This is a genomic window from Streptomyces sp. SAI-127, assembly GCF_029894425.1.
In the GTDB taxonomy this organism is placed as follows: Bacteria; Actinomycetota; Actinomycetes; order Streptomycetales; family Streptomycetaceae; genus Streptomyces.
On record NZ_JARXYJ010000001.1, the window covers coordinates 3452694 to 3477670 of the forward strand.

Here is a 24977-nt window from a genome sequence, read left to right on the forward strand (position 1 = left end):
CCTGCCGGTCTCCTACACCGTACGCCTCACTCTGTGATCGGCACGTGGAGAGCCTCCGCCGGGAACAGCCCCAGCCGGTGCGCCACCGCCGCCGCCTCTCCCCGTCCGGAGACGCCGAGCTTGGCCAGGATGTTGGAGACATGGACGCTGGCCGTCTTCGGGGAGATGAAGAGTTCCTCGGCGATCAGGCGGTTGGTGCGGCCGAGGGCGACCAGGCGCAGGACGTCACGTTCACGGCCGGTGAGGCCGAGGGAGCGGACCGGGTCCTCCCGGCCGGGGGCCGGGGCAGGGGTCAGGTTGAGGCGGGCGCGCTGGGCGAGGAGCGTGACGGCGTCGGCGAGGGGCCGGGCGCCGAGGTGCTCGGCGGCGGCGTGGGCGAGGCGCAGGAGTTCGGTGGGCCGGTCGCGGTCGGGCTGCTCGGCGCCGTCGGGTGCCGACAGCAGGGCCTGGGCGAGCCGGTGGCGGACGCGGGCGAGGTCGTAGGGGCGTTCCAAGGGTTCGAGGGCGGTGACGGCCTCGTACCAGTGATCCGGGGTGTCGGCGCTCTCGGTGCGCAGCAGTTCGGCGCGGACCCAGCGTTCGTGGGCCAGCCAGACGGGTGCGTTGGTGGCAAGGGGCCTGGCGGCCTCCCTGATGCGGTGGAGGATCTTCGCGCGGCCCTGCTCGGCGACGGGCAGGCCGAGGGCGTCGGCCTCCATGGTGGCGGCGGTGAGCAGCAGGGGCCAGGCATAGCGCTGGGTGCCGGGCGGGAAGCCGGCGTCCAGGACGCGTTCGAGTTCGGCGCGGGCGTCCAGGAGGCGGCCCTCGGCGGCGGCGATGCCGATGGACAGTTCGGTGAGGGGGAGTTCGTGCTGAGGGGCTCTGTCATGGGTACCGAAGTAACCGCGCGCGGCAGTGAGTTGGCGTGCCGCCTCGGGCAGGTCGCCGCGGGCGAGGGCGAGTGCCGCGCGGTTGCCGGCGTGGAAGCCGCGGGGCTGGGCGCTCCGGCCGACGAGTTCGGCCCTGGTGGCGGATTCCGCGGCCCGGTCCCAGCGGCCCAGCGAGTAGAGGGACTCGGCGAGGTTGCCCCAGATCCAGGCCTCCTTGTCGGACAGGCCGAACTTCCGGGCGTAGCCGAGCCCCTCCTCCAGGATCGGCACGGCTTCCCGGGAGCGCCCGATGGCTTCGAGGGCGTTCGGCAGATTCACGTAGACACGGCTGGCGACGGCGGAGATGCCGTCCTCGACGGTCTGCCGCAGGATCTCGAACATCTCGGCGAGCCCGGTCTCGACGCCACCGGACTCGACGATAAGACCCGCGTGGGTGAGCCGGGCGTTCATCTCGATCTCGCGGGCGCCGACCATGCGCGCGTACTCCACGGCACTTTCGGCGGCCGTGAGGGCCTCGGGGCCGGGAACGTGAACCATGGACCAGTGGGCGACGTTCGCCAGGACATCGGCATGCACCTCGGAGGGCGGCAGACCGCAGACGAGATCCTTGGCGGTCGCCAGTTCCGCCCAGCCGTCGCCGCGGGCCAGTCCCTGGACGAGATGAGAGCGCTGGACCCAGAACCAGGCCGCGCGCAGGGGGTCCCCGTCGTCCTCCAGGAGGTGCAGCGCCCGCTTGGTGATCTTCAGGGCGCGTTCGCGTTCGCCGCCCAGGCGGCCGGCGACGGCGGCCTCGGCCATCAGGTCGAGGTAGCGCAGCGCGGTGGTGGCCGGGTCACAGCCGCAGGGAGGGTAGACCTCGGTGTAGTCGACGGGGCGCAGGGCGGCCGTGACGTCCTCGGGGGCGGTGTCCCACAGCTCCATCGCGCGTTCCAGGAGCCGGAGTTGTTCGGAGTAGGCGTGCCGGCGGCGGGCGGTGACGGAGGCGTCCAGGACGGCGGGCAGGGCCTTGGCCGGGTCGTGGGCGTGGTACCAGTAACTGGCCAGACGCATGACCCGCGAGTCGGCGGGGACGAGCGCGGGATCGGCCTCCAGGGCTTCGGCGTAGCGGCGGTTGAGGCGGGAGCGTTCGCCGGGCAGCAGGTCGTCGGCGACGGCCTCGCGGACCAGGGAGTGCCGGAAGCGGTAGCCGTCGCCGTCGGGTGCCGGAAGGAGGATGTTGGCGTTCACCGCGACCCGCAGCGCCTCGATGAGGTCGTCCTCCGCGAGCCGGGTCACGGCGGCGAGCAGCCGGTACTCCACGGTGGAGCCGCCCTCGGCGACGACCCGGGCGACCCGCTGGCCGCTCTCGGGCAGCCCCTCGACGCGGACCAGGAGCAGATCGCGCAGGGAGTCGGTGAGGCCGGTGCCGCAGCCCTCGGTGGCGCAGACGGCGAGTTCCTCGACGAAGAAGGCGTTGCCGTCGGAGCGATCGAAGATGTCGTCGACCTGGCCGGGATTCGGTTCGGTGGCGAGGATGCCGGCTATCTGACGGCTGACCTCGTCCCGGTTGAAGCGGCCGAGTTCGATCCGGCGGACCGTGCGCAGCCGGTCGAGTTCGGCGAGCAGGGGGCGCAGCGGGTGGCGGCGGTGGATGTCGTCGGCGCGGTAGGTGGCGAGGACGACCAGGCGGCCGGTGCGCAGGGTGCGGAAGAGGTAGGCCAGGAGGTGGCGGGTGGAGGCGTCGGCCCAGTGGAGGTCCTCCAGGGCGACGACGACGGTGCGCTCGGCGGCGACACGTTCCAGGAGTCGGGCGGTCAGTTCGAAGAGGCGGGCCAGGCTCTCCTCGTCGTGCCGGCCGGCGCCCCGGGCGGGGAGGGCCTCGCCGACCTCGGGCAGCAGCCTGGCCAGTTCTTCCTCCTGGCCCGCGGCCGCGGCGGCCAGTTCGTCGGGCAGGGCGCGGCGCAGAGCGCGCAGGGCGGTGGAGAAGGGGGCGAAGGGCAGGCCGTCGGCGCCGATCTCGACGCAGCCGCCGAGGGCGACGACCGCGCCCTGACGGCAGGCGGCGGTGGCGAACTCCTCGACGAGCCGGGTCTTGCCGACGCCGGCCTCGCCGCCGAGCAGCAACGCCTGAGGCTCGCCCGCGGCGGCGCGGGCGAGCGCTTCGTTCAGGCTGTTCAGTTCTTCGGTGCGGCCGACGAACACGGGACTGACGGACCTGGTCTCCACAGGCCCGAGCATTACACGCGGGTCCGACAGCGCGGCACCCGTTTTCGGGGCGGGCCCGGTTCCCCAAGTGCCCCTGGTTGCCGGGAGGACGGCCGCGGTGGTGACCGCGGGGACGGACAGAGCCGTACGGCCGTCCTCCCTGCCGGCGCTCACGCCGTGCGCAGGAACCGGTGCCTCCGAGGGCGGCCGGTATGCGAATCGCTCTCCGATGTGCGCTCGGCGGCTTCGCGGCGGGCGGCGCGGCGGCTGCGAAGGGTCTCGCGGACGAGCCGCTCGTGCTCGGCCTGGCGGCGCAGTTCGGCGGAACGGTACTGGGAGATCTCGTATGCGGAGTACATGGTGTCGTCCTTGTCGGAGTCGGTTTCGGGCTTCGCTTTCTGCGATGCCTCTACCTTCGTCTCCGAGGGGGGTCCGCCACATCGGGAGAGTTCCGCATCTTCGGGGACCGCGGGGGCCTTAGACGCGCGAGAGGGGCCTCAGGGCCTCCGTAAGGTACCTACGGCTTCCCTAAGACCCCTCGTGAGCTGCGCTTGTTCAGCTCGCGGAAGGCAGGTCCAGCAGCAGGTCGGTGTACTTGAGGACGGCCAGGAGCAGGCCGACGACACCGAGCGCGACACCGCCCCAGGCGACGGACTTGATCCAGGTGGCCTGCGGCTTGCCGGGAGCACCGAAGGCCGGCCGGGCCAGCACGCCGACACCGACGAGCAGCGCGATCAGTGCGAAGACGCCGCCCCAGAACGCGGTGGCCTTCCAGGCGTCGCCGTAGCCCTCGTCGAGGAGCTTCGCCACGTCGGAGGACGTCGCGGTCTGCGCGTGCAGCTGGCCGACCAGCGACTGCCGCGCGGACGCCACGGTGCCGACCCAGCTGCCGGTGAGCGAGACGAGGCCCAGCGCCGCGGAGACGACGGCACCCGCACCCTGGCCGACCCCGGTGGGGCCCTCCTCCCGGGCGGCCTCGATCAGGTCGTCCTCGTCGTCGATCTCGTCGGCGGCGGTGTCCTCGGCCGAGGTGTCCTCGGCCGAGGTGTCCTCGGCCTCCGTCACCTCACCGGTCTTGGCGACGCTCACCTTCTCCTCGTCGGTCGTGGCCTCGGCGCCCGTCTCGGCGCCGGTCTCGTCAGCTGTCTTCGTTCCCATGTCGGGCACCGTACGGATCCTGTCTGAGAGGGTTCTTAATGATCGTTCCGGGCTGCACTCGCGCGTGCTTCACGCCACTCGGGGGCGAGAATCGACCACACCTCGAGGTCGTGCCGTACGCCACGATAGGGGTGGGCCTGACGGCGGACTCCGTCGCGGGTCATTCCCAGGCGCCGGGCGACGTTGATGCTGGCCGTGTTTCCCGACGCGGCCACCCACTCGACCCGGTGGACACCGCGCTCCTCGACCACCCAGTCGATCAGTATCCGCATGGCCCGGGTGATCAGTCCGCGGCCGGTCGCGGCGGGCTCCAGCCAGCAGCCGACCTCGCAGTTTCCCTGTTCGGCATCGAAGTTGAGGGTGAGCACTCCGCCGACGAGTTTTCCGTCGAGCCAGATGCCGTGGTAGCCGCCGGTGTCGTCGGCGCGCATCCGGGCGTACCGCTGGAGTGTCTCGCGCGCGGAGGCCACGTCGACGGCCTGGGAGCCGAAGGGGATGAACTGCCCGATGAACTCCCGGCCCCGCTCCAGGTTGGCCAGGAACTCCTCCGCGTGCCACGGCTCCAGGGGCCGCAGTTCGGCCCCGTCGTCACCCAGGGATATCGCGTACATCCTCGTCCCGCTCCCTCTTCATCTGCTCCACGACGTCCTGCTCCACGACATCGGTGAGCCTCTCATGCGCGGCGCGGCACTCGGGAGGTTCGATGCTGATGCGGGGCATCCGGCGGTCCAGCCAGCCCGGCAGCCACCAGTTGGCGCCGCCGAGCAGGTGCATGAGGGCGGGGACGAGGAGGGTGCGAAGGACGAAGGCGTCGAGGGCGACGGCGACGGCGAGGGCGATGCCGAACATGGCGATCACGCGGTCGCCGCTAAGGACGAAGGCGAGGAAGACGGAGATCATGATGACCGCGGCGGAGTTGATCACCCGGCTGGTCTCGGCGAGGCCGACGCGGACGGCCCGCCGGTTGTCGCCGGTCTCCAGCCACTCCTCGTACATCCGGCTGACCAGGAAGACCTGGTAGTCCATGGAGAGCCCGAAGAGCACGGACACCATGATCACGGGCAGGAAGGGCTCGATCGGGCCCGCCCGGCCGAGGCCGAGCAGCTCGCTCCCCCAGCCCCACTGGAAGATCGCCACGACCACTCCGAAGGAGGCGGCGACGGCGGCCACGTTCATCGCGGCCGCCTTGAGCGGGATGCCGACGGAACGGAACGCGAGCAGGAGCAGCAGACAGCCCAGGCCGATGACCACACCGACGAACAGGGGCAGCTTGCCGACGATGACGTCCGCGAAGTCGTCGTAGGACGCCGTCATCCCGCCGACGTGGATGTCGAGTGACGTGCCGGTCTCCGCGCGCGGCAGCACCTCGGTGCGCAGCCGGTCCACGAGCTCGCTGGTCTGCTGGGACTGCGGGGCGGACTCGGGGACGATCGTGAAGTAGGCGAGGTCGCCGCCGGTGTCGTAGGTCACCGGGGTGGTGGAGGCGATGCCCTCGGTGGTGCGGATGGTGGCGTCGAGGTTGTCGAGGAGGAGCTTGTCCTCGGCTCCGTCTACACGAGTCACCAGCGTGAGCGGGCCGTTGACGCCCGGGCCGAAGCCGTCCGCGAGGAGGTCGTAGGCCTGCCGGGTGGTCGCGGACCGTGGGTCGTTGCCCTGGTCGGAGGTGCCGAGGCGCAGGCCCAGGGTGGGCAGGGCGAGGACGGTGATGACCAGCAGGGCGACGGCGCCGAGCAGCTTGGGGTGCCGTTCCACGAACGCGGACCAGCGGTGGGCGAACCCGGTCGGCAGTTCCGGCTCGGGCCCGTGCTCGGCGAGGCGGCGCCGCTCTCGCCGGCTCAGGGCGCGCATGCCGATGAGGGAGAGCAGGGCCGGCAGCAGGGTCACGGAGGCGGCGACCGTCAGGACGACGGTCAGGGAGGCGGCTATCGCGACGCCGTTGAGGAAGCCGAGCCGGAGGATCAGCATCCCCAGCAGGGCGATGCAAACCGTGGCACCCGCGAAGACGACCGCGCGCCCGGTGGTGGTGACGGCGTTCTCGATGGACTCGGCGACGCCCAGCCCGCGTTTGAGGCCGCGCCGGTGTCTGGTGACGATGAAGAGCGCGTAGTCGATGCCGACGCCGAGCCCGATCAGCATGCCGAGCATGGGCGCGAAGTCGGCGACGGTCATGGCATGCCCGAGCAGCCCGATCCCGGCGTACGCGGTTCCCACACCGACCAGGGCGCTGGCGATGGGCAGCAGCGAGGCGGCGAGCGAGCCGAAGGCCAGGAACAGCACGACAGCGGCGACGAGCACCCCGACGATCTCGGCGACATGCCCGCCGGAGGACTCGGTGAGGGCGACGGCGCTGCCGCCCAGCTCCACCTGGAGCCCGTCGGCCTCGGCGTCCTTGGCGGTGTCCACCACGGCCTTCGCCTCGGAGGCGTCGATGTCCTCGGCGGAGTCGGCGAAGGTGACGGTGGCGTACGCGGTGTGTCCGTCGGCGCTGACCCGGCCGGCGCCCGCGTCGTCGTACGGGCTGACGACGGCGGCCACGCCGGGCAGGTCCGCGATCTTGTCCAGGGTCGCGGTCATCGTCTGTTCGACGTCGGCGTCCCGGACCGAGCCGGACGTGAGGTGCCAGACGACCGTGTCGCTGTCGCCTCCGAGGTGCGGGAAGCCGTCCTGGAGCAGCTGGGTGGCGCGGCCGGACTCGGTGCCGGGGACCTCGTAGTCGTTCGAGTAGGCGGAGCCGGTGACGGCGGCGGCCGTGCTCACCCCGCCGAGGGCGAGGAGCCACAGGAGAACGACGACCAGACGTCGTCGTACACACCAGCGCGCAAGGGCTGCCACGAACGTGCTCCCGGGGGGTGAATTGTGGATCTTTGACCGGGAACAGTCCTTCATGTGTGAACGGCCCGCAAAGAACGCATGAGCAATGCGTGGACCACTCTTGCAGGGGAAAGTGATCGTTTATCGCGATCGTGCGTTTATTCACAGGAGTGGGAGACAGATCACAGGACAGTAACGGTCACTCTGTCACGTCAGTCGAACTGGTCGCCCAACGCCATCACCATCACGCCGGCGATCAGCAGCCACAAGGCCCTGCGGGTGCGCCCGCGGGAACCCAGGACCGCGGCGAGCGCGCACACCCCGGCGCCGAATCCGTAGGCCGCCGGGACCAGCGCGGGAGCGGAGCCGCTCAACCGGAGCGCCGCCGCGGCCAGACCGGCGAGGGCCAGCAGCGTGCCGGTGCCGGAGGCCGTCCAGCGGGCCCGCCGGGCGTCCAGCACCTGGCCGTCGTACTCCTCCTGTATGTCGGATGGCTCGGAATTCGCAGGACCGTTCATGGCGGGCGAGCGTAGCGTGTTCCGCTGAGAGACTCCGGGCCCGTCCGGCCCCCGACCGAAGCAGGTGCGTTGTTTGAGCGTCCGACCGAGCTCCTCCGTATCCCTTTCCGTTTCCCCGGACTCAAGGAGCCCGTTCACCGATGCCAGACGACATCACCCCGTCCGTCACGGGGCCCTCGAATGAGGACCTCACCCGGCGGCTGACCCAGGCCCGCTACCCGCGCAGCAACAGCTACGACGTCCGCTGGGTCATCGAGAACCAGATGGGCCCGAACGCGCTGTGGCTGCTGGAGTGGCTCGCGCCCGCCCTGGGCCTGGACACCCTGCGGCCCTGCGCCCGCGTGCTCGACCTGGGCTGCGGCCGGGCGATGACCTCGGTCTTCCTCGCCAGGGAGTACGACGTCCAGGTCACCGCGGCCGACCTGTGGGTCAGGCCCGACGAGAACGCGAAGCGCATCGCCGAGGCCGGCTTCGCCGACCGGGTGCTGCCCGTGCACACCGAGGCACACGACCTGCCCTTCGCCGAGGGCAGCTTCGATGCGATCGTGAGCATCGACGCGTACCAGTACTTCGGCACCAACGACCTCTATCTGCCCACGCTGACCCGGTTGTTGAAGCCGGGTGGTCGGATCGGGGTCGTCGTTCCCGCGGTACGGGAGGAGATCGAGGGCGTGGAGCCACCCGCGCATCTCGAGCAGTGGTGGCAGCCCGACTTCTGGTGCTTCCACTCGGCCGACTGGTGGAGGCGGCACTGGACCCGCAGCGGGGCCGTCGAGGTCGAGACGGCCGACTGGCAGCCGGACGGCTGGAAGGACTGGCTGCTGTGGTGCGATGTGATCGCCGAGGAGAGCCCCGAGGAGTTCCACCGCACGATGGCCCGTGACGTCGGCGAGATGGTGCGGGCCGACCAGGGGCGGTCGTTGGGTTTCGTACGGCTCGTAGGACGCCGTAAGTAAGGCTACGGCCCCGGAGGACATGTCCTCCGGGGCCGTACGCGAGGGAGAGCTCAGCCCTCGCTGACGCCCAGCTTCTCCAGGATCAGCTCCTTGACGCGAGCCGCGTCGGCCTGACCGCGGGTCGCCTTCATGACCGCGCCGACCAGGGCGCCGGCCGCGGCGACCTTGCCGGAGCGGATCTTGTCGGCGATGCCCGGGTTGCCGGCGATGGCCTCGTCGACGGCGGCACCCAGGGCGCCCTCGTCGGAGACGACCTTCAGACCGCGCTTGTCGACGACCTCGTCCGGGGTGCCTTCGCCCGCGAGGACGCCTTCGATGACCTGGCGGGCCAGCTTGTCGTTCAGGTCACCCTTGGAGACGAGCTCGGTGACCCGGGCGACCTGCTCCGGCGTGATGGCCAGCTCGTCCAGCGCCTTGCCGGACTCGTTGGCGCTGCGGGCGAGTTCACCCATCCACCACTTGCGGGCGGAGGCCGCGTCGGCACCGGCGTCGATCGTGGCGACGATCAGGTCCAGGGCGCCGGCGTTGAGGATCGCCTGCATGTCGAGGGCCGTGATGCCCCACTCGGCGACGAGCCGGTTGCGGCGGACCAGCGGCAGCTCGGGCAGCGCCGCCCGGATCTCCTCGACCCACTCGCGCGAGGGGGCCACCGGAACGAGGTCCGGCTCGGGGAAGTACCGGTAGTCCTCGGCCTCCTCCTTCACGCGGCCCGAGGTCGTGGACCCCGTGTCCTCGTGGAAGTGCCGGGTCTCCTGGATGATCGTCCCGCCACTGCTCAGGACGGCCGCGTGCCGCTGGATCTCGAAACGGGCCGCGCGCTCCACGGACCGCAGCGAGTTGACGTTCTTCGTCTCGGAACGCGTGCCGAACTTCTCGGTGCCGTTCGGGCGCAGCGACAGGTTCACGTCGCAGCGCATCTGCCCCATCTCCATGCGGGCTTCCGACACACCGAGCGCCTTGATGACCTCGCGCAGCTCACGGACGTACGCCTTCGCCACCTCGGGAGCGCGCTCACCCGCACCCTCGATCGGCTTGGTGACGATCTCGATGAGCGGGATGCCGGCGCGGTTGTAGTCGAGGAGCGAGTGCGAGGCGCCGTGGATACGGCCCGTCGCGCCGCCCACGTGGGTCGACTTGCCGGTGTCCTCCTCCATGTGGGCGCGCTCGATCTCCACACGGAAGGTCTCGCCGTCCTCCAGCTGGACGTCGAGGTAGCCGTTGAAGGCGATCGGCTCGTCGTACTGGGAGGTCTGGAAGTTCTTCGGCATGTCCGGATAGAAGTAGTTCTTCCGGGCGAAGCGGCACCACTCGGCGATCTCGCAGTTCAGCGCGAGACCGATCTTGATGGCCGACTCGATGCCGATCGCGTTGACGACCGGGAGCGCGCCGGGCAGGCCGAGGCAGGTGGGACAGGTCTGCGTGTTGGCGTCCTGACCGAGCTCGGTCGAACAGCCGCAGAACATCTTGGTCTTGGTGCCGAGTTCGACATGGACCTCAAGGCCCATGACGGGGTCGTACGACGCGAGAGCGTCCTCGTACGACACCAGGTCGGTCGTGGTGGTCACGGTGAAACTTCCCTCTCAGCCCAGCAGGACGTCGTCGTCGCCCAGCCGCTTCAGCTCGCGGTACAGGATGGCGAGGCCGGTGACGATGGCGACCGCGGAGACGGTGGCGTCGACGAGGACCAGGGTGTCCTTCTCCGAGCGCGCCTTCTTGAGCCGCTTGGCGACACCGAAGGCGCCGAACGCCGTGGTGGCGATGGACAGGTACGTACCGGACTTGGACTTCTTGAAGTCCTTCGCCTTGGTCAGCTTGCTCACAGCGACGGTGCCTCCTCGAGGAGCGGGTGCCCCCACCTTTCCACGAAGGCGGCCTCGACGGCTGCGCCGACCTTGTAAAGGCGGTCGTCCTTCAGGGCCGGGGCGATGATCTGGAGACCGACGGGCAGGTTGTCCTCGGGCGCCAGACCGCACGGCAGCGACATGGCCGCGTTGCCCGCCAGGTTGGTCGGGATGGTGCAGAGGTCGGCCAGGTACATCGCCATCGGGTCGTCGGCGCGCTCGCCGATCGGGAAAGCGGTGGTCGGGGTCGTCGGGGAGACGATCACGTCGACCTGCTCGAAGGCCTTCTCGAAGTCGCGCGTGATGAGCGTGCGCACCTTCTGCGCCGAGCCGTAGTAGGCGTCGTAGTAACCGCTCGACAGGGCGTACGTGCCGAGCATGATCCGGCGCTTGACCTCGGGGCCGAAGCCCGCCTCACGGGTGAGGGAGGTGACCTCCTCGGCGGAGTGCGTGCCGTCGTCGCCGGTCCGCAGGCCGTAGCGCAGGCCGTCGAAGCGGGCGAGGTTGGAGGAGCACTCGGAGGGCGCGATCAGGTAGTACGCCGACAGGGCCAGGTCGAAGGACGGGCAGTCCAGTTCGACGATCTCGGCGCCCAGCTCCTTGAGGAGGGCGACGGACTCGTCGAAGCGCTGGATGACGCCGGCCTGGTAGCCCTCGCCGCGGAACTGCTTCACGACACCGACGCGCATGCCCTCGACGCTGCCGTTGCGGGCGGCCTCGACGACCGCCGGGACCGGGGCGTCGATCGAGGTGGAGTCGAGCGGGTCGTGCCCGGCGATGACCTCGTGCAGCAGAGCCGCGTCCAGGACCGTACGGGCGCAGGGGCCGCCCTGGTCGAGGGAGGAGGAGAAGGCGACCATGCCGTAGCGGGAGACCGCGCCGTACGTCGGCTTCACACCGACCGTGCCGGTGACGGAGGCCGGCTGGCGGATGGAACCGCCGGTGTCGGTGCCGATGGCGAGGGGCGCCATGTGCGCGGCCAGCGCGGCGGAGGAACCGCCGCCGGAGCCGCCGGGGATCCTGGTGAGGTCCCAGGGGTTGCCGGTGGGTCCGTAGGCGCTGTTCTCCGTCGACGACCCCATGGCGAACTCGTCCATGTTGGTCTTGCCGAGGATGACGACGTCGGCGGCCTTCAGCCGCTTGGTGAGGGTGGCGTCGTACGGCGGGATCCAGCCCTCGAGGATCTTCGAACCGACGGTCGTCGGGATGCCATAGGTGGTGAAGATGTCCTTCAGCGCGAGCGGGACGCCGGCGAGCGGGCCGAGCTTCTCGCCCTTGGCCCGCTTCTCGTCGACGGCACGGGCCTGGGCGAGGGCGCCCTCGCGGTCGACGTGCAGGAAGGCGTGCACCTTCTCGTCGACGGCCTCGATACGGGCGAGGTGGGCCTCGGTGACCTGCACGGCCGTGAGCTCACCGGAAGCGATCCTCGCGGCGGTCTCGGCGGCGGTGAGCTTGATGATGTCCGTCATGGCGGTTAGTCCTCCCCCAGGATCTGCGGCACCTTGAAACGCTGCTGCTCCTGGGCCGGGGCGCCGGAGAGCGCCTGCTCGGGGGTGAGCGACGGACGGACCTCGTCCGCGCGCATGACGTTCGTCAGCGGGAGCGGGTGCGAGGTCGGCGGTACGTCTTGGTCGGCGACCTCACTGACGCGTGCGACCGCGCCGATGATGTCGTCCAGCTGTCCCGCGAAGTGCTCGAGCTCTTCGGGCTTCAGCTCCAGACGCGCCAGCCGTGCGAGGTGGGCGACCTCCTCGCGCGTGATGCCAGGCATGCAGCGATCCTCTGGGGTGAGTGCGTGTGGTTTGGGGCCAATCCTATGGGGCGGGGGCCTCAGGCCGTTAAACGGTTTCCCCCGCAGCTGGTTCCCCGCGCCCCTGAAGGGGGCTCTCACACACCTGGGCCGCTACGTCACTCCGCTGCCGGCAGCGCGGCCCTCGGCCGCTGCCAGCCCCTCGATCCCCTGGCCAGGAGCCACGCCGTCGTCTCCTCCGGGGGCATCGCGGCTGCGACCAGCCAGCCCTGTACCGCGTCGCAGCCCATGTCGCGCAACCGCTCCCAGGTCTCGTCGTCCTCCACACCCTCCGCCACGACCAGGAGGCCCAGGGAGTGCGCGAGGTCGACCGTGCAGCGGACGATCTCCGCGTCCTCGGTGTCGACGGCCAGCTTGGCCACGAACGAACGGTCGATCTTCAGTTCGCTGACGGGGAGGCGGCGCAGGTGGACCAGGGAGGAGTAGCCCGTGCCGAAGTCGTCCAGGGACATCTTGACGCCGTGGCCGGTCAGTGCGGCGAGAGTGTCCGCGGCCCGCGAGGGGTCCTCGAGGAGGACGTGTTCGGTGATCTCCAGTTGGAGGGCTCCCGCGGGCACGCCGTGCCGGGCGAGGCGCGCGGCCACCGAGCCGGCGAAGCCCGGGGTGTGGACGTCACGCGGCGAGACGTTGACCGCCACCGGGACGAACAGGCCGTGCGCCCGCCACTCGGCGACCTGGGCGAGAGCCGTGTCGAGGACGTACTCGGTGAGGTAGGGCATCAGTCCGGACGACTCGGCAATCGCGATGAACTCGTCCGGCGGTACCTTCCCGCGCTCCGGATGCACCCAGCGCACCAGGGCCTCCAGACCGGCGACCTGTCCGTCGAAGCGGACCTTGGGCTGGTAGTGCAGCTGCACCTCGTGCGCGTCCAGCGCCCGGCGCAGATCGCCGAGCAGCCCGAGCCGGTCCGGGGTGTTGGAGTCCCGCTTGGACTCGTACACCTCCACGCCCGTACGGTCCCGCTTGGCCTGGTACATCGCCACGTCCGCCCGCCGCAGCAGTCCCTCGGCGTCCACGGCGTGGTCGGGGAAGACGGCGACCCCGGCGCTGGCCTCCAGGACGAGGGTCAGCCCGTCGAGATCGAGCGGGGAGCTGAGGGCCGCGACCAGGTTGCGGGCGACCCGGGTCGCGGAGGTCGTGGAGTCGGCGACCGGCAGTAAGACGGCGAACTCGTCGCCGCCGAGCCGCGCCGCCTCCGCCCCGCGCGGCAGCGCGACCCGCAGCCGGTCGGCGATCTGCAGGAGCAGCCGGTCACCTGCGAGGTGACCCAGGGTGTCGTTGACCGAGCGGAAGCGGTCGAGGTCGATGAGCATCAGGGCGGACCGGGCGCCGATGCGCTCGGCGTCGTCCAGGGCGGACCAGATGCGCTCCAGGAGCCACTGCCGGTTGGGCAGTCCGGTCAGCGGGTCGCGCAGTTGTTCCTCGGCGCGGGCCCGGGCCATCCACAGCGTGGAGTCGAGGGCGATGAGGGGGATCGCGAACAGCGGGAGCAGCACGGGTTTGGCGGCGGCGACCACGCAGACCAGGGGGGCGATGCCGAGCAGCGCGACCGCGACCAGGCCCTGTCTGACCAGGGCGGTGCGGGCCACGGTGGGCAGACCGGCGTGCCGGGAGGAGTGCAGATACCAGCCCAGGGCCCGGGTGACGGCGAGGTAGGCGATGGCGACCAGGACCACCTCGGGGCCGGTGTAGAAGGTCCAGGTGTCGGGGTTCCAGGGGGTCTCGACGGACGGCGACTGACCGAACAGCGCGATGACCAGGGCGCCGGTGGCTATGCCGAGCATGTCCACCGCGCCGTGCAGGATGCCCTGCCGCCAGCGGTGGCGCCGGGCTATGCCGACCAGCAGGACGACGGTGAGGCTGACCATCCCGGCGGGCACCCAGCCGTACAGCAGCAGGACGGCGAGGGTGAGGGCGGCGCCCGAGCCGGTGCCACCCCACCAGCGGGCCCGGCCGAGGGCGACCAGATGGCCGACGATGACGCCGGTCAGCACGGCCAGCGACCAGCCGACGGTGCCGGACGGGAAGAGGGCGTGGCCGCCGGTGAACGCCCGGTAGAAGCCCGCGCCCAGCACGAATCCGGCCGCCGAGACGACCGCTGTGGGCAGGGCGGGCCAGGACAGCTGTCGGTCAGGGTCGGAGTCCGGCATACCGGGGGCGCGCTCGGCGGTGAGCTGTGCCGTACCGGGGCCGCCGGCCGCGCTGTACTGTCCTGCGGCGCGCCTCTCCGCGCCCGGACGCTCCGAAGGCCGCCCGGCCCAGCGGCTCGCCCGCCATGCGCCGGTGAGCCGGCGCAGGCGCAGCCGTGAGTCTGGGGCGGCGCTCTCGGTCGGTTCCATTCCCGTCCCTCTCACAGCCGGCGGTGCCCACGCCACGCGGCTCGTTCGCCCGACAAAACCCTCGACGGCGCCGCGTTGGAAAAACCTTCCCCTTGCTCTTCAGGAGCAAGGGGATGCCCCGACCGCAGCTGGGCACGGCAGGCGCACATCTCAACAGTAGGCCGCAGAAGGCTTCCACGGGCAGCGGTCGTCGACGGTTGCCCGAATGCGCCCCGCCCACCCGTATGCCTCTGGTATGCGCCGATCGGGTGGCCTTCAACCGCCGCTGCTCGCTACTCCTGCGTGGGAAGTGCCACATCGGTGGCCGCTTCGGGGCCCTGTTCCAGCAGTACGTCGAAGCCGTCCTCGTTCAGAACAGGCACCTTGAGTTGCATCGCTTTGTCGTACTTAGAACCCGGATTGTCACCTACGACGACGAAAGACGTCTTCTTCGAAACCGAACCGGTGACTTTCGCCCCTCTGGTCTGCAGCGCCTCTTTGGCTCCGTCGCGGGTGAAGCGCTCCAGGGTGCCGGTGACGACGACGGTGAGCCCTTCGAGGGGACGCGGACCCTCGTCCTCCCCCGAGCCCTCCTCCTCCGTGCGCACACCCGCGGCCTTCCACTTGCGCAGGATCTCCTGGTGCCAGTCCTCCGCGAACCACTCCTTGAGGGACTTGGCGATGATCGACCCGACGCCGTCGGTGTTCGCCAGTTCCTCCTCGCTCGCCTGCTCGATGCGGTCGATCGAGCGGAAGTTGCGCGCCAGTGCCTCGGCGGCGACCGGGCCGACATGGCGGATCGACAGACCGGTGAGGACGCGGGCGAGCGGGCGCTCCTTGGCGGCCGCGATGTTCTCCAGCATGGCGACGGCGTTCTTCTTGGGCTCGCCCTGCTGGTTGGCGAAGACGGTGGCGATCTTCTCCTCGCCGGTCTTCGGGTCACGCTTGGGCAGACCGCTGTCCTGATCGAGGACGTACGCCTTGATGGGCAGCAGCTGCTCGATGGTCAGGTCGAACAGGTCGCCCTCGTCGGTCAGCGGCGGGTCCGAGGGTTCCAGCGGCTTGGTCAGGGCCGCGGCCGCGACGTACCCGAAGTGCTCGATGTCCAGCGACTTGCGGCCCGCGAGGTAGAACAGACGTTCGCGCAGCTGGGCGGGGCAGGTCCGGGCGTTGGGGCAGCGCAGGTCGACGTCCCCCTCCTTCATGGGGCGCAGGCCCGTACCGCACTCCGGGCACTCGCTCGGCATCACGAACTCACGCTCGCTGCCGTCGCGCAGGTCGACCACCGGGCCGAGGATCTCCGGGATGACGTCACCGGCCTTGCGCAGCACCACGGTGTCGCCGATGAGGACGCCCTTGAGCTTGACGACGTCCTGGTTGTGCAGGGTGGCGAACTCGACCTCCGAGCCGGCCACCGTCACCGGCTCGACCTGGGCGTACGGCGTGACCCGGCCCGTACGGCCCACGCCCACGCGGATGTTGATGAGCTTGGTGTTGACCTCTTCGGGGGCGTACTTGTACGCGATCGCCCAGCGGGGGGCTCGGGAGGTGGAGCCGAGGCGGCCCTGGAGGGGGATCTCGTCGAGCTTGACGACGGCACCGTCGATCTCGTGCTCCACGGAGTGGCGGTTCTCGCCGAAGTACGCGATGAACTCCCGTACGCCGTCGAGACCGTCGACCACCTTGTTGTGCTTGGCGGTGGGCAGGCCCCAGGACTTGAGCAGGTCGTAGGCCTGGGAGAGGCGGGTCATGCCGTCGAAGCCCTCCAGGGCGCCGATGCCGTGCACGACCATGTGGAGGGGGCGGGTGGCGGTGACACGCGGGTCCTTCTGGCGCAGCGAACCGGCCGCCGCGTTGCGCGGGTTGGCGAAGGGCTTGTCGCCGGCCTCGACCAGGCGGGCGTTGAGCTCCTCGAACTTCTCCATCGGGAAGTAGACCTCGCCGCGGATCTCCACGAGGTCGGGGACCTTGTCGCCGGTGAGGCGGTCCGGGATCTCGGCGATCGTGCGGACGTTGGGCGTGATGTCCTCGCCGGTGCGGCCGTCGCCGCGGGTCGCCGCGCGGGTGAGGCGGCCGTGCTCGTAGGTGAGGTTGACGGCGAGGCCGTCGACCTTGAGCTCGCACAGCAGGTGGTAGTCGGTGGTGCCGACGTCCTTGGCGACCCGCTCGGCCCAGGCCGCCAACTCCTCGTCACTGAAGGCGTTGTCCAGGGAGAGCATGCGGGAGCGGTGCTGGACGGACGTGAAGTCGGTCTCGTACGCCCCCGCGACCTTCTGGGTCGGCGAGTCGGGGGTGCGCAGCTCGGGGTACTCGTCCTCGAGGGACTCGAGGGAGCGCAGGAGCTTGTCGAAGTCGGCGTCGCTGATGACCGGCGCGTCGTTCACGTAGTACCGGAAGCGGTGCTCCTCGATCTGCTCAGCGAGCTGCGCGTGCTTCTCCCGTGCCTCGGCGGGCACCGTCGTCTCCGCTTGCTTGTCGCCGGCCACCGTGTTGTCCTCCCGTTACTCTGGGTTGTCCGCGAGGGACCTCGCCGCCTGGGCGCAGTGGGCGAGAGCCTTGCGCGCGTACTCGGGGGAGGCCCCCGCGAGCCCGCACGACGGAGTGACCGTGACCGCCTCCGCGAGAAGTCCCGGATGCAGCCCCAGCCTGCGCCACAGCGTCCTGACACCCATGACGCTACCGGCAGGGTCTGACAATGCCGTGTCCGTGCCGGGCACGACACCGGCGAAGAGCCTCGTCCCCCCTTCCACCGCCTCGCCGATCGCGTCGTCGTCACGCTCGGTGAGGAGCGAGAAGTCGAAGGAGACCGCCGCCGCACCCGCCCTCCGCAGCAGGGCGAAGGGGACGTCCGGTGCGCACGAGTGGACCACGACGGGGCCGCCCGCGTGAACCCCGACGAGGTCGCGCAGGCCGGCCTCGACGACCTGCCGGTCGACGGCCCGGTGGGTGCGGTACCCGCTGGCGCTCCTCACCTGCCCGCGCAGGACGCCGACGAGGGACGGCTCGTCGAGCTGGAGCACGATCTGCGCCCCGGGGACACGCCTGCGGACCTCCTCCAGATGCAGGCGCAGCCCCTCGGCCAGCGAGCCGGCGAGGTCCCGGCACGCGCCGGGGTCGGAGAGGGCTACCTCGCCGTTCCGCAGCTCCAGCGTGGCGGCCAGCGTCCAGGGACCGACGGCCTGCACCTTCAGCTGCCCCTCGTACCCCTGGGTGAACTCCTCCAGCGCGTCGAGGTCCTCCCCCAGCCAGGACCGCGCCCGCTTGGTGTCCCGCCCCGGCCGGTCCCCGATCCGCCACCCACTGGGCTCCACGCGCGCGTACAGCTCGACGAGCATTCCGGCGGTACGGCCGATCATGTCGGCGCCGGGGCCGCGGGCGGGCAGTTCGGGCAGGAACGGGAAGTCCTCGAAGGAGCCGGTGGCGGTCCTGGCGGCCTCACGGGCGTCGCCGCCGGGGAGGGAGCCGATGCCGGTGGCGGGGGCGAAACGAAGGTCTGCGGTCACGTGTGAAGCCTACGTAGGTGAGCGGCGTGGTTCTCGCATGGTTCTCGCCCCCACGGAACCGTCAGCGACCGGGGCGCACCGTCAGGTCATTGATCTCCGCATCCCGCGGCAGGTCGATCGCCGTCAGGATCGTCGTGGCGACCGACTCGGGGTCGATCCATCGCGCGGGGTCGTAGTCCTTGCCCTCCTGCTGGTGGACCTTGGCCTGCATGGGACTCGCCGTGCGGCCTGGGTAGACCGAGGTGACGCGGACGCCGTTCGCGTGCTCCTCGTGGCGCAGGGAGTCCGCCAGGGCCTTGAGACCGTGCTTGGAGGCGGCGTAGGCGGACCAATCGGCGTGCGCATTCAGGCCCGCGCCCGAGTTCACGAACACCACATGGCCCCGGGCCGTCCGGAGCTGGGGCAGGAAGTGGCGGGTCAGCTCGGCCGGAGCGATCAGGTTGACGTTCAGCTGGTGGCGCCAGGTCTTCGGGGTCAGCTCACCGACCGGGCCGAGGTCGACCACACCCGCGATGTGCAGCAGGGAGTCCACCCGGTCCGGCAGCGACTGGTGCGAGAAGGCCCAGCTCAGCTTGTCGGGGTCGGCCAGGTCTCCGACCAGGGTCCGCGCCCCGGGGAACTCCGCCGCCAGCTCCTTCGCCCGGCCCGCGTCACGCGCGTGCAGCACGAGTTCGTCCCCGCGCGCGTGCAGACGGCGGGTCACCGCCGCACCGATGCCGGAGCCCGCTCCGGTGATCACATGTGTCGCCATGCCGCCATGCTCGCATCACGGCGTCAGCGCGTACCGAGCGACTCCTCCAGGTACGCCAGCGCCCCCACCGGCTCCTCCGCGAAGAACACCAGGTCGGTGAGCGGGCGGGGCAGGAAGCCCTCGTCCTCCATGCGGCGGAACTGGTCCTTCAACCCGTCGTAGAAGCCCGCCGTGTTCAGCAGCACCACCGGCTTCTCGGTGTGCCCGTGCTTCTTCAGCTCCAGGATCTCGGTCGCCTCGTCGAGCGTGCCCGTGCCGCCCACCATGATCACCACGGCGTCGGCCTTCTCCAGGAGCAGTTTCTTCCTTTCGGCGAGGTCCTTCGCGATCACCATCTCGTCGACGCCCGGGCGGACCTTGGCGGCCAGGAACTGCACGGAGACTCCGACGAGCCGTCCGCCCGCCTCCTGCACCCCGTCGGCGACCACCTTCATGAGGCCCACGTCCGAGCCGCCCCACACGAGCATGTGGCCGCCCTTGCCCAGCAGCTTCGCGAACTCCCGCGCGGGGCGCGTGTAGCGGTCGTCGAGGTCGGCGGCGGAGAGGAAGACGCAGATTCGCATGAGGTCACCGTACGCGGGAAGAACCGGGGGCCCGCGAGCGCTTTCCCGGTATGGCTGAAGGACACACGATCACCATCGAGCAAGCCGACCAGCACGTGCGCGTGGTGCACGGCGACCAGGTCCTCGCGGAGAGCGAACGCCCCCTCGTGCTGCGAGAGACGGGCTCTCCCGTGCGGTACTACCTCCCCGCCGAGGACGTACGACTCGACCTGCTGACCCCCTCCGACACCCACACCTACTGTCCCTTCAAGGGCACCGCGTCCTACTGGTCCCTGCCGGACGCGCCCGACCTGGTGTGGTCCTATCCCGAGCCGAAGCCCGCCGTCGCGGAGATCAAGGACCACCTCTGTTTCTACGAGGTCGACGTGTCCTGACCGATGATGTGCGTGCTGTGCGGCAGTCTCCACAGGCATGGACAAGAAGATCCTCTCGCGCGACGGCACGCCGATCGCGTACGAACGCACCGGACACGGCCCGGCGGTCATCCTCGTCAGCGGCGCGATGTCCACCGGCGGCACGGTCGCGCCCCTGGCCGTGCCGCTGTCCGAGCGGTTCGACGTCCTCGTGTACGACCGCCGGGGCCGCGGCGCGAGCGGCGACACGGCCCCCTACGCGGTGGCCCGTGAGGTCGAGGACCTCGCCGCGCTCATCGAGGCGGCGGGCGGCGAGGCGTGCCTGTGCGGCATCTCGTCCGGCGGTGCGCTGGTCCTGGAGGCCGCGGCGAGCGGACTGCCGGTGCGCCGGGCCGCCGTGTACGAGACGCCGTACGCCGACTTCATGGACGGCGGCGCGGAGCGGAACGCCGAGTACACCGAGCAGCTGACGGCAGCGCTCGCCGAGGGGCGGCGCGGGGACGCGGTGGAGCTCTTCCTGCGGCTCACCGGCATGGGCGAGGGGATGATCCAGGGCGCCCGCCAGTCGCCCATGTGGCCCGGCATGGAGACGGTCGCCCCGACGCTGGCCTACGACAACTCGGTCATGGCCGGCGGTCTGGTCCCCCGGGACCGGCTGGCCTCGATCACGGTCCCGTTGCTGGCGGTCGCGGGCGGCGCGAGCCCCGAGTGGATGCGCGAGGGCACCAGGGCGGTCGCGGAGGCGGCGCCGAACGGCTCGTACCGCGTCCTGGAGGGCCAGACCCACATGGTGGACCCGACGGCCCTCGGACCGGTCCTGGCGGAGTTCTTCGCGGGCTGACCATCAGCCACCCGTGGCGGCGCTCAGACGCGCCGGATCCGGACCGATCCCGTACACGTCCCGGCACCTGCGGTGCCGGGGCCGTGCCCGTATGCCGCCGGGGTCTCAGGCCACTCCCGCCGTCACCCGCACCGTGGACGCGATCGTCGCCGAACCCACCACGCGTGTGTCGTCGTACAGGACGATGGCCTGGCCGGGGGCCACCCCGCGGACGGGCTCCACGAACGACACCCGCAGCTCGCCGTCCACCAACTCCGCGGTCACCTCGGTCTCGCCGCCGTGGGCGCGGAGCTGGGCCGTGTAGGTGTTGGGGCCCGTCGGGGCGGCGCCGCACCAACGGGGCTTGATCGCGGTCAGGGCGTTCACGTCCAGCGCGGCGGCCGGCCCGACCGTCACCGTGTTGTTCACCGGTGAGATGTCGAGGACATAGCGCGGCTTGCCGTCGGCGGCCGGGGTGCCGATCCTGAGGCCCTTGCGCTGGCCGATGGTGAAGCCGTACGCACCCTCGTGGGAGCCGATCTTCGCGCCCGACTCGTCGACGATGTCGCCCTCCGCCCTGCCGAGGCGCGAGGCGAGGAAGCCCTGGGTGTCGCCGTCGGCGATGAAGCAGATGTCGTGCGAGTCGGGCTTCTTGGCGACCGCGAGACCCCGGCGCTCGGCCTCGGCGCGGATCTCGTCCTTGGTGGTGACCGTGTCGCCGAGCGGGAACAGGGCGTGCGCCAGCTGCTTCTCGTCCAGGACACCGAGGACGTACGACTGGTCCTTCGCCATGTCGGAGGCGCGGTGCAGCTCCCGGGAGCCGTCCGCGAGCGTGACGACCTTCGCGTAGTGGCCCGTGCACACCGCGTCGAAGCCGAGCGCGAGCGCCTTGTCGAGCAGGGCGGCGAACTTGATCTTCTCGTTGCAGCGCAGGCAGGGGTTGGGGGTGCGGCCGGCCTCGTACTCGGCGACGAAGTCCTCGACGACGTCCTCGCGGAAGCGGTCGGCGAGGTCCCAGACGTAGAACGGGATGCCGATGACGTCGGCGGCGCGGCGGGCGTCGCGCGAGTCCTCGATGGTGCAGCAGCCACGCGCGCCCGTGCGGAACGATTGAGGGTTCGCGGAGAGCGCCAGATGGACGCCGGTCACATCATGGCCGGCTTCGGCGGCGCGGGCGGCGGCGACGGCGGAGTCGACTCCCCCGGACATGGCGGCGAGTACACGAAGAGGGCGCGGCGTGGTGTCAGTCATAACCCCTCAAGGGTACGGGGGCGCGGGAACCGAAGCCCACGAGTATCCGTTGACGATCACATGGGGGAGAAACAGGCATCCGCGGACGGCGACCGTCGCATCGGGCGCAGGGCACTGCTCATCGGCGGGACGGCGGCGGCCGTGGGCTCGGCGGTGCTGGCCCGCGACGAGTTGGCGCGGTTGTGGTGGCGGGCGCCGGGTGTGGAGAAACCGCGCGTCCAGGGCGCGGTCGACTTCCGCGGCGCGCAGTGGGTGGCGGCCTCCGACGCGAACTGGCGGCGGGCGGACCGGCCCGACGACTACGGCATAGACATGGTGGTCATCCATGTCACCCAGGGCAGCTTCGCCAGCGCGGTGGAGGTGTTCCAGGACCCGGGGCACGGCGCGGCCGCGCACTACATCGTCCGCAAGGACGGGCACATCACGCAGATGATCCGCGAGCTGGACGTGGCGTACCACGCGGGCAACCGCGCCTACAACGAACGCAGTGTGGGCATCGAGCACGAGGGATTCGTCGACCGGCCCGAGGACTTCACGGACGAGATGTACGCGGCTTCGGCGCGGCTCACGGCCGGGATATGCGCGCGGTACGCCATACCCGTCGACCGCGAGCACATCATCGGCCATGTGGAGGTGCCGGGCACGGATCACACCGACCCGGGCGAGCACTGGGACTGGGACCGGTACATGCGGCTGGTGCGGAAGGTACCGAGTGCCTCCGCCTAGTGCAGCGCGGATTCTTCGCGTGCTCGGTGAGATCGAGAATTCAGATTGAGATCGAGGCGTGGAAGCGTCTCGCGGAATTGCCCGACAATTCCCTGCTCAACCGCGCTTTGAAACGGCATCGCTTCCAAGCTGCCACATTTCATGGTTTCCACATTCTGCCGTGATCTCGGCCGTCTCCTGAGCCGCGGTGAAGAAGTCATCGACCAGTGGCGAGGTGCGCGATGCCGCCGCCGCGAGGCACACCTGGTCGGGTGCCAGCTCCGGGATGGGCACATAGACGACGTCCGGGTGTGAGGAGAACACGGACGCCGAACGGGCCAGGAACGAGATGCCCCGGCCGGCCGCGACATGCTCGAGCGTCTCGTCCACCCCGCGCACCAGGTAGCCGGCGTTGGGGTGCGGGCGCCTGGTGGGCTGCGTGCTCGGGTCGGCATGCCAGACCAGCGGTTCGCCGGCCAGGTCGGCCTCGGTGACCTCCTCCTTGCCGGCCAGCCGGTGACCGACGGGCAGCACCGCCACCCGCGGCTCGGTGTACAGCGGGGTGACGCGCAGGCCGGCCTCGTCGATGGGCAGCCGCACATAGCCGACGTCGATGCGGCCGTCGAGCAGCATCGGGGCCTGCTCGTCCGCTTCGATCCGCTGCACGTCCACGACCACGTCCGGGTGCCGGGCCTCGAACGCCCGCGCCGCCGGGATGACCGGGATGCCGGCCCGGAAACCGACCATCAGCCGCCGGCTGCCACGGGCTGCCACGGACACGCGGCGGCGGACCGCGTGCGCGGAGGCGAGCAGCGGACCGGCGTCGGCCAGCAGTTGCCGGCCCGCGTCGGTCAGCGCCACGCCGTGGCGATCCCTGGTGAACAGCGAGGCGCCGAGGTCCTGCTCGAGCGCGCGGATCTGCCGGCTGAGCACCGGCTGCGCGATATGCAGTTCATCGGCGGCGCGGCCGAAGTGCAACTGGTCGGCCACGGCGGCGAAGTAACGCAATTTGCGCAGGTCCAGATCCATGGCGCCTCCCAGCCTGGTGATGCCTTCAGGGTATCACCACGGCTAAAAGAGGTCTTGGACACCACACTCAGGCCAATGGCAATCTGAATAGGCACCTGTTGGGGCCGAAGCGAATTCTGCACAAGAATTCGAGCACCCGATTTCAGATATCCATCAATTCAACGGAGTGATCGTGGGAAAGCTCGATGGCAAGGTAGCGGTGATCACCGGCGGATCCACCGGCATGGCACTGGCCGGCGCCAGACTGTTCGTCGAGGAAGGAGCGCACGTCTTCATCCAGGCCCGGCGGCAGGAAGCACTGGACGACGCCGTCAAGGTGATCGGCCGCAACGTCACCGCCGTCCAGGGTGACGCGGCCGAACTTGACGACCTGGACCGCTTGTACGACACCGTCAAGCGGGAAAAGGGCTCGATCGACGTGCTGTGGGCCAGCGCCGGGATGGGCGAGTCCGCCGTCCTGGGCGAGATCACCGAGGAAGCACGGTGAACAGGGTGCCGCGTGCGTTGAGCCCGGCTGGAGCCTCTACGCGGGAAGCAAAGCCGTCCAGCAGGCCTGGGCCCGCGTCTGGCTCAACGAACTGCGCGATCGCAAGATCCGGGTCAACGTCCTGACCCCGGCCAGGTCGCCACCGCCAAGCAGGAAGAACTGTTCGACGAGGCGACCAGGGCCGCATTCGAGTCCCTCATCCCCCGCGGACAGATGGGCCGCCCCGAAGAAATCGCCACCGTCGCCCTGTTTCTCGCCTCCGACGACTCCAGCTACGTCAACGGCCTGGAACTGGTCGCCGACGGCGGCACCACCGCCATCTGAACCACACACCAGGAATTCCGTGGGCACACCCCACAACAGAGGAGAGCACACCTCATGAGCAGCATCACCCTCATCGGTACGGGGAACATGGCCCGTGCCATCGGCACGCTCGCGGTGGCGGGCGGCAACACCGTCGAGGTCATGGGACGCGATCAGTCCAAGGCCGATGACCTGGCCAAGGCTCTGGGCGGCGGCGCGACGACGGGCACGTGGGGCGCCGTCCCGGCCGGGGACATCGTCATCACGGCCCTGTTGTACGACGGTGTCGTTCCGGTCGTCGCCGAGTACGGAGACGCCCTCGCCGGCAAGGTCATCGTCGACATCAGCAACCCCTTCAACGCCACGTTCGACGGATTGGCCCACAGCGAGGAGACCTCGATCGCGCAGGAGGTGGCCAAGGTGGCCCCGGCCGGCGCCGACGTGGTGAAGGCGTTCAACACCATCTTCCGTAATGTCCTGGAGAAGGGCCGGCCCAACGTCTTCATCGCCGGCGACAGTGCGCAGGCCAAGGCGGGCGTGGCGGCGTTCATCGAGAGCCTCGGGCTGCGCCCGCTGGACGTCGGCGGCCTGAAGATGGCGCACTGGCTGGAAGGAATGGGCTTGGTCACGGTGGGTCTCGCCCGCAACGGGGTCGGCCACTGGGACTTCGCCCTCGGCGTCGACGAATTCACCGGCTGAGCCCCTGGGGCCGGGCACTCGGCGAACAGCGCCGTGCGCCCTGACAAT

22 protein-coding genes and 1 pseudogene are annotated in these 24977 nt (G+C 70.6%); 6 read left to right on the plus strand and 17 right to left on the minus strand.

Features of this window, described 5'->3' with window-relative positions; genetic code table 11:
- Nucleotides 1-26: 26 nt before the first annotated feature.
- The 6 genes from M2157_RS15590 to M2157_RS15615 all read right to left on the minus strand — a co-directional run bounded on the left by M2157_RS15590 (nucleotide 27) and on the right by M2157_RS15615 (nucleotide 7540).
- A complete protein-coding gene (locus M2157_RS15590; RefSeq protein WP_280868208.1) occupies nucleotides 27-3086 on the minus strand; it encodes a helix-turn-helix transcriptional regulator in 3060 nt (1019 codons plus the stop codon).
- Between the two features lie 137 nt (nucleotides 3087-3223).
- Nucleotides 3224-3412, minus strand: coding sequence for a hypothetical protein (locus M2157_RS15595; RefSeq protein WP_280865528.1), 189 nt, complete (start codon nucleotides 3410-3412; stop codon nucleotides 3224-3226).
- A gap of 196 nt (nucleotides 3413-3608) precedes the next feature.
- The gene (locus M2157_RS15600; protein WP_280865529.1) at nucleotides 3609-4211 is read right to left on the minus strand and encodes a hypothetical protein; all 603 of its coding nucleotides are present in this window, start codon (nucleotides 4209-4211) and stop codon (nucleotides 3609-3611) included.
- Between the two features lie 35 nt (nucleotides 4212-4246).
- Entirely contained in the window at nucleotides 4247-4822 is a 576-nt protein-coding gene (locus tag M2157_RS15605) for a GNAT family protein (RefSeq protein WP_280865530.1), read from the minus strand.
- Nucleotides 4800-7043, minus strand: coding sequence for an MMPL family transporter (locus M2157_RS15610; protein ID WP_280865531.1), 2244 nt, complete (start codon nucleotides 7041-7043; stop codon nucleotides 4800-4802). Before M2157_RS15610 ends, M2157_RS15605 begins: the two co-directional genes overlap by 23 nt.
- 191 nt (nucleotides 7044-7234) lie before the next feature.
- A complete protein-coding gene (locus M2157_RS15615) occupies nucleotides 7235-7540 on the minus strand; it encodes a hypothetical protein (protein WP_280862435.1) in 306 nt (101 codons plus the stop codon).
- Between the two features lie 140 nt (nucleotides 7541-7680).
- On the opposite strand from M2157_RS15615, the gene M2157_RS15620 reads away from it, so the two are divergent.
- On the plus strand, nucleotides 7681-8496 hold the full coding sequence (locus M2157_RS15620; protein WP_280865532.1) for a methyltransferase domain-containing protein: 816 nt from the start codon (nucleotides 7681-7683) through the stop codon (nucleotides 8494-8496).
- Between the two features lie 50 nt (nucleotides 8497-8546).
- On the opposite strand, the gene gatB is transcribed toward M2157_RS15620, so the two are convergent.
- The 9 genes from gatB to M2157_RS15665 all read right to left on the minus strand — a co-directional run bounded on the left by gatB (nucleotide 8547) and on the right by M2157_RS15665 (nucleotide 19282).
- Nucleotides 8547-10061, minus strand: coding sequence for an Asp-tRNA(Asn)/Glu-tRNA(Gln) amidotransferase subunit GatB (gene gatB / locus M2157_RS15625; RefSeq protein ID WP_280865533.1), 1515 nt, complete (start codon nucleotides 10059-10061; stop codon nucleotides 8547-8549).
- A gap of 15 nt (nucleotides 10062-10076) precedes the next feature.
- Nucleotides 10077-10316, minus strand: a complete 240-nt coding sequence (locus tag M2157_RS15630) for a hypothetical protein (RefSeq protein WP_280862438.1) — start codon at nucleotides 10314-10316, stop codon at nucleotides 10077-10079.
- Complete coding sequence (gene gatA / locus M2157_RS15635) at nucleotides 10313-11806, minus strand: Asp-tRNA(Asn)/Glu-tRNA(Gln) amidotransferase subunit GatA (protein WP_280865534.1); 1494 nt, start codon at nucleotides 11804-11806, stop codon at nucleotides 10313-10315. Before gatA ends, M2157_RS15630 begins: the two co-directional genes overlap by 4 nt.
- Nucleotides 11807-11811: 5 nt before the next feature.
- Complete coding sequence (gene gatC / locus M2157_RS15640; RefSeq protein WP_007384860.1) at nucleotides 11812-12108, minus strand: Asp-tRNA(Asn)/Glu-tRNA(Gln) amidotransferase subunit GatC; 297 nt, start codon at nucleotides 12106-12108, stop codon at nucleotides 11812-11814.
- 137 nt (nucleotides 12109-12245) lie between these two features.
- Complete coding sequence (locus M2157_RS15645) at nucleotides 12246-14486, minus strand: bifunctional diguanylate cyclase/phosphodiesterase (protein WP_280862440.1); 2241 nt, start codon at nucleotides 14484-14486, stop codon at nucleotides 12246-12248.
- A 272-nt stretch (nucleotides 14487-14758) separates the two neighbouring features.
- Nucleotides 14759-16951 carry an NAD-dependent DNA ligase LigA gene (gene ligA / locus M2157_RS15650; RefSeq protein WP_280862441.1) on the minus strand — a complete coding sequence of 731 codons (2193 nt, stop codon included), beginning with the start codon at nucleotides 16949-16951 and terminating at the stop codon, nucleotides 14759-14761.
- 15 nt (nucleotides 16952-16966) lie between these two features.
- A complete protein-coding gene (locus M2157_RS15655) occupies nucleotides 16967-17968 on the minus strand; it encodes a methionine synthase (protein WP_280865535.1) in 1002 nt (333 codons plus the stop codon).
- A 61-nt stretch (nucleotides 17969-18029) separates the two neighbouring features.
- Nucleotides 18030-18719 carry an SDR family oxidoreductase gene (locus M2157_RS15660; RefSeq protein ID WP_057616349.1) on the minus strand — a complete coding sequence of 230 codons (690 nt, stop codon included), beginning with the start codon at nucleotides 18717-18719 and terminating at the stop codon, nucleotides 18030-18032.
- A 23-nt stretch (nucleotides 18720-18742) separates the two neighbouring features.
- Nucleotides 18743-19282 (minus strand): TIGR00730 family Rossman fold protein, encoded by a 540-nt coding sequence (locus tag M2157_RS15665; protein ID WP_280862442.1) that lies wholly within the window; start codon nucleotides 19280-19282, stop codon nucleotides 18743-18745.
- Between the two features lie 50 nt (nucleotides 19283-19332).
- Between M2157_RS15665 and M2157_RS15670 the strand changes: the two genes are divergently transcribed.
- Together M2157_RS15670 and M2157_RS15675 are read left to right on the plus strand one after the other, a co-directional pair.
- The gene (locus M2157_RS15670; RefSeq protein ID WP_057616345.1) at nucleotides 19333-19656 is read left to right on the plus strand and encodes a DUF427 domain-containing protein; all 324 of its coding nucleotides are present in this window, start codon (nucleotides 19333-19335) and stop codon (nucleotides 19654-19656) included.
- 37 nt (nucleotides 19657-19693) lie between these two features.
- Entirely contained in the window at nucleotides 19694-20476 is a 783-nt protein-coding gene (locus tag M2157_RS15675) for an alpha/beta hydrolase (protein WP_280865536.1), read from the plus strand.
- 105 nt (nucleotides 20477-20581) lie between these two features.
- Here the strand turns inward: M2157_RS15675 and mnmA are convergent, their stop codons facing one another.
- Nucleotides 20582-21706: a tRNA 2-thiouridine(34) synthase MnmA gene (mnmA, locus tag M2157_RS15680; protein ID WP_280862444.1), complete on the minus strand. Its 1125-nt coding sequence runs from the start codon at nucleotides 21704-21706 to the stop codon at nucleotides 20582-20584.
- 60 nt (nucleotides 21707-21766) lie between these two features.
- Between mnmA and M2157_RS15685 the strand changes: the two genes are divergently transcribed.
- Nucleotides 21767-22432 carry an N-acetylmuramoyl-L-alanine amidase gene (locus M2157_RS15685; RefSeq protein WP_280862446.1) on the plus strand — a complete coding sequence of 222 codons (666 nt, stop codon included), beginning with the start codon at nucleotides 21767-21769 and terminating at the stop codon, nucleotides 22430-22432.
- 96 nt (nucleotides 22433-22528) lie between these two features.
- Here M2157_RS15685 and M2157_RS15690 read toward each other — a convergent pair whose 3' ends face one another.
- The gene (locus tag M2157_RS15690; protein WP_280865537.1) at nucleotides 22529-23440 is read right to left on the minus strand and encodes a LysR substrate-binding domain-containing protein; all 912 of its coding nucleotides are present in this window, start codon (nucleotides 23438-23440) and stop codon (nucleotides 22529-22531) included.
- Nucleotides 23441-23612: 172 nt separating this feature from the next.
- Between M2157_RS15690 and M2157_RS15695 the strand changes: the two are divergent.
- A pseudogene (locus M2157_RS15695) lies at nucleotides 23613-24251 on the plus strand (SDR family oxidoreductase).
- Between the two features lie 54 nt (nucleotides 24252-24305).
- A complete protein-coding gene (locus M2157_RS15700) occupies nucleotides 24306-24929 on the plus strand; it encodes an NAD(P)-binding domain-containing protein (RefSeq protein WP_280865538.1) in 624 nt (207 codons plus the stop codon).
- Nucleotides 24930-24977: the final 48 nt, after the last annotated feature.

What these genes read in the sequence shown, in the direction of transcription:
- M2157_RS15590 (WP_280868208.1), bottom strand. Translation starts at nt 3,086, where the DNA reads ATGCTCGGGCCTGTGGAGACCAGGTCCGTCAGTCCCGTGTTCGTCGGC.
- M2157_RS15595 (WP_280865528.1), bottom strand. Translation starts at nt 3,412, where the DNA reads ATGTACTCCGCATACGAGATCTCCCAGTACCGTTCCGCCGAACTGCGC.
- M2157_RS15600 (WP_280865529.1), bottom strand. Translation starts at nt 4,211, where the DNA reads ATGGGAACGAAGACAGCTGACGAGACCGGCGCCGAGACGGGCGCCGAG.
- M2157_RS15605 (WP_280865530.1), bottom strand. Translation starts at nt 4,822, where the DNA reads ATGTACGCGATATCCCTGGGTGACGACGGGGCCGAACTGCGGCCCCTG.
- M2157_RS15615 (WP_280862435.1), bottom strand. Translation starts at nt 7,540, where the DNA reads ATGAACGGTCCTGCGAATTCCGAGCCATCCGACATACAGGAGGAGTAC.
- M2157_RS15620 (WP_280865532.1), top strand. Translation starts at nt 7,681, where the DNA reads ATGCCAGACGACATCACCCCGTCCGTCACGGGGCCCTCGAATGAGGAC.
- gatA (WP_280865534.1), bottom strand. Translation starts at nt 11,806, where the DNA reads ATGACGGACATCATCAAGCTCACCGCCGCCGAGACCGCCGCGAGGATC.
- gatC (WP_007384860.1), bottom strand. Translation starts at nt 12,108, where the DNA reads ATGCCTGGCATCACGCGCGAGGAGGTCGCCCACCTCGCACGGCTGGCG.
- M2157_RS15645 (WP_280862440.1), bottom strand. Translation starts at nt 14,486, where the DNA reads ATGGAACCGACCGAGAGCGCCGCCCCAGACTCACGGCTGCGCCTGCGC.
- M2157_RS15660 (WP_057616349.1), bottom strand. Translation starts at nt 18,719, where the DNA reads ATGGCGACACATGTGATCACCGGAGCGGGCTCCGGCATCGGTGCGGCG.
- M2157_RS15665 (WP_280862442.1), bottom strand. Translation starts at nt 19,282, where the DNA reads ATGCGAATCTGCGTCTTCCTCTCCGCCGCCGACCTCGACGACCGCTAC.
- M2157_RS15670 (WP_057616345.1), top strand. Translation starts at nt 19,333, where the DNA reads ATGGCTGAAGGACACACGATCACCATCGAGCAAGCCGACCAGCACGTG.
- M2157_RS15675 (WP_280865536.1), top strand. Translation starts at nt 19,694, where the DNA reads ATGGACAAGAAGATCCTCTCGCGCGACGGCACGCCGATCGCGTACGAA.
- mnmA (WP_280862444.1), bottom strand. Translation starts at nt 21,706, where the DNA reads ATGACTGACACCACGCCGCGCCCTCTTCGTGTACTCGCCGCCATGTCC.
- M2157_RS15685 (WP_280862446.1), top strand. Translation starts at nt 21,767, where the DNA reads ATGGGGGAGAAACAGGCATCCGCGGACGGCGACCGTCGCATCGGGCGC.
- M2157_RS15690 (WP_280865537.1), bottom strand. Translation starts at nt 23,440, where the DNA reads ATGGATCTGGACCTGCGCAAATTGCGTTACTTCGCCGCCGTGGCCGAC.
- M2157_RS15700 (WP_280865538.1), top strand. Translation starts at nt 24,306, where the DNA reads ATGAGCAGCATCACCCTCATCGGTACGGGGAACATGGCCCGTGCCATC.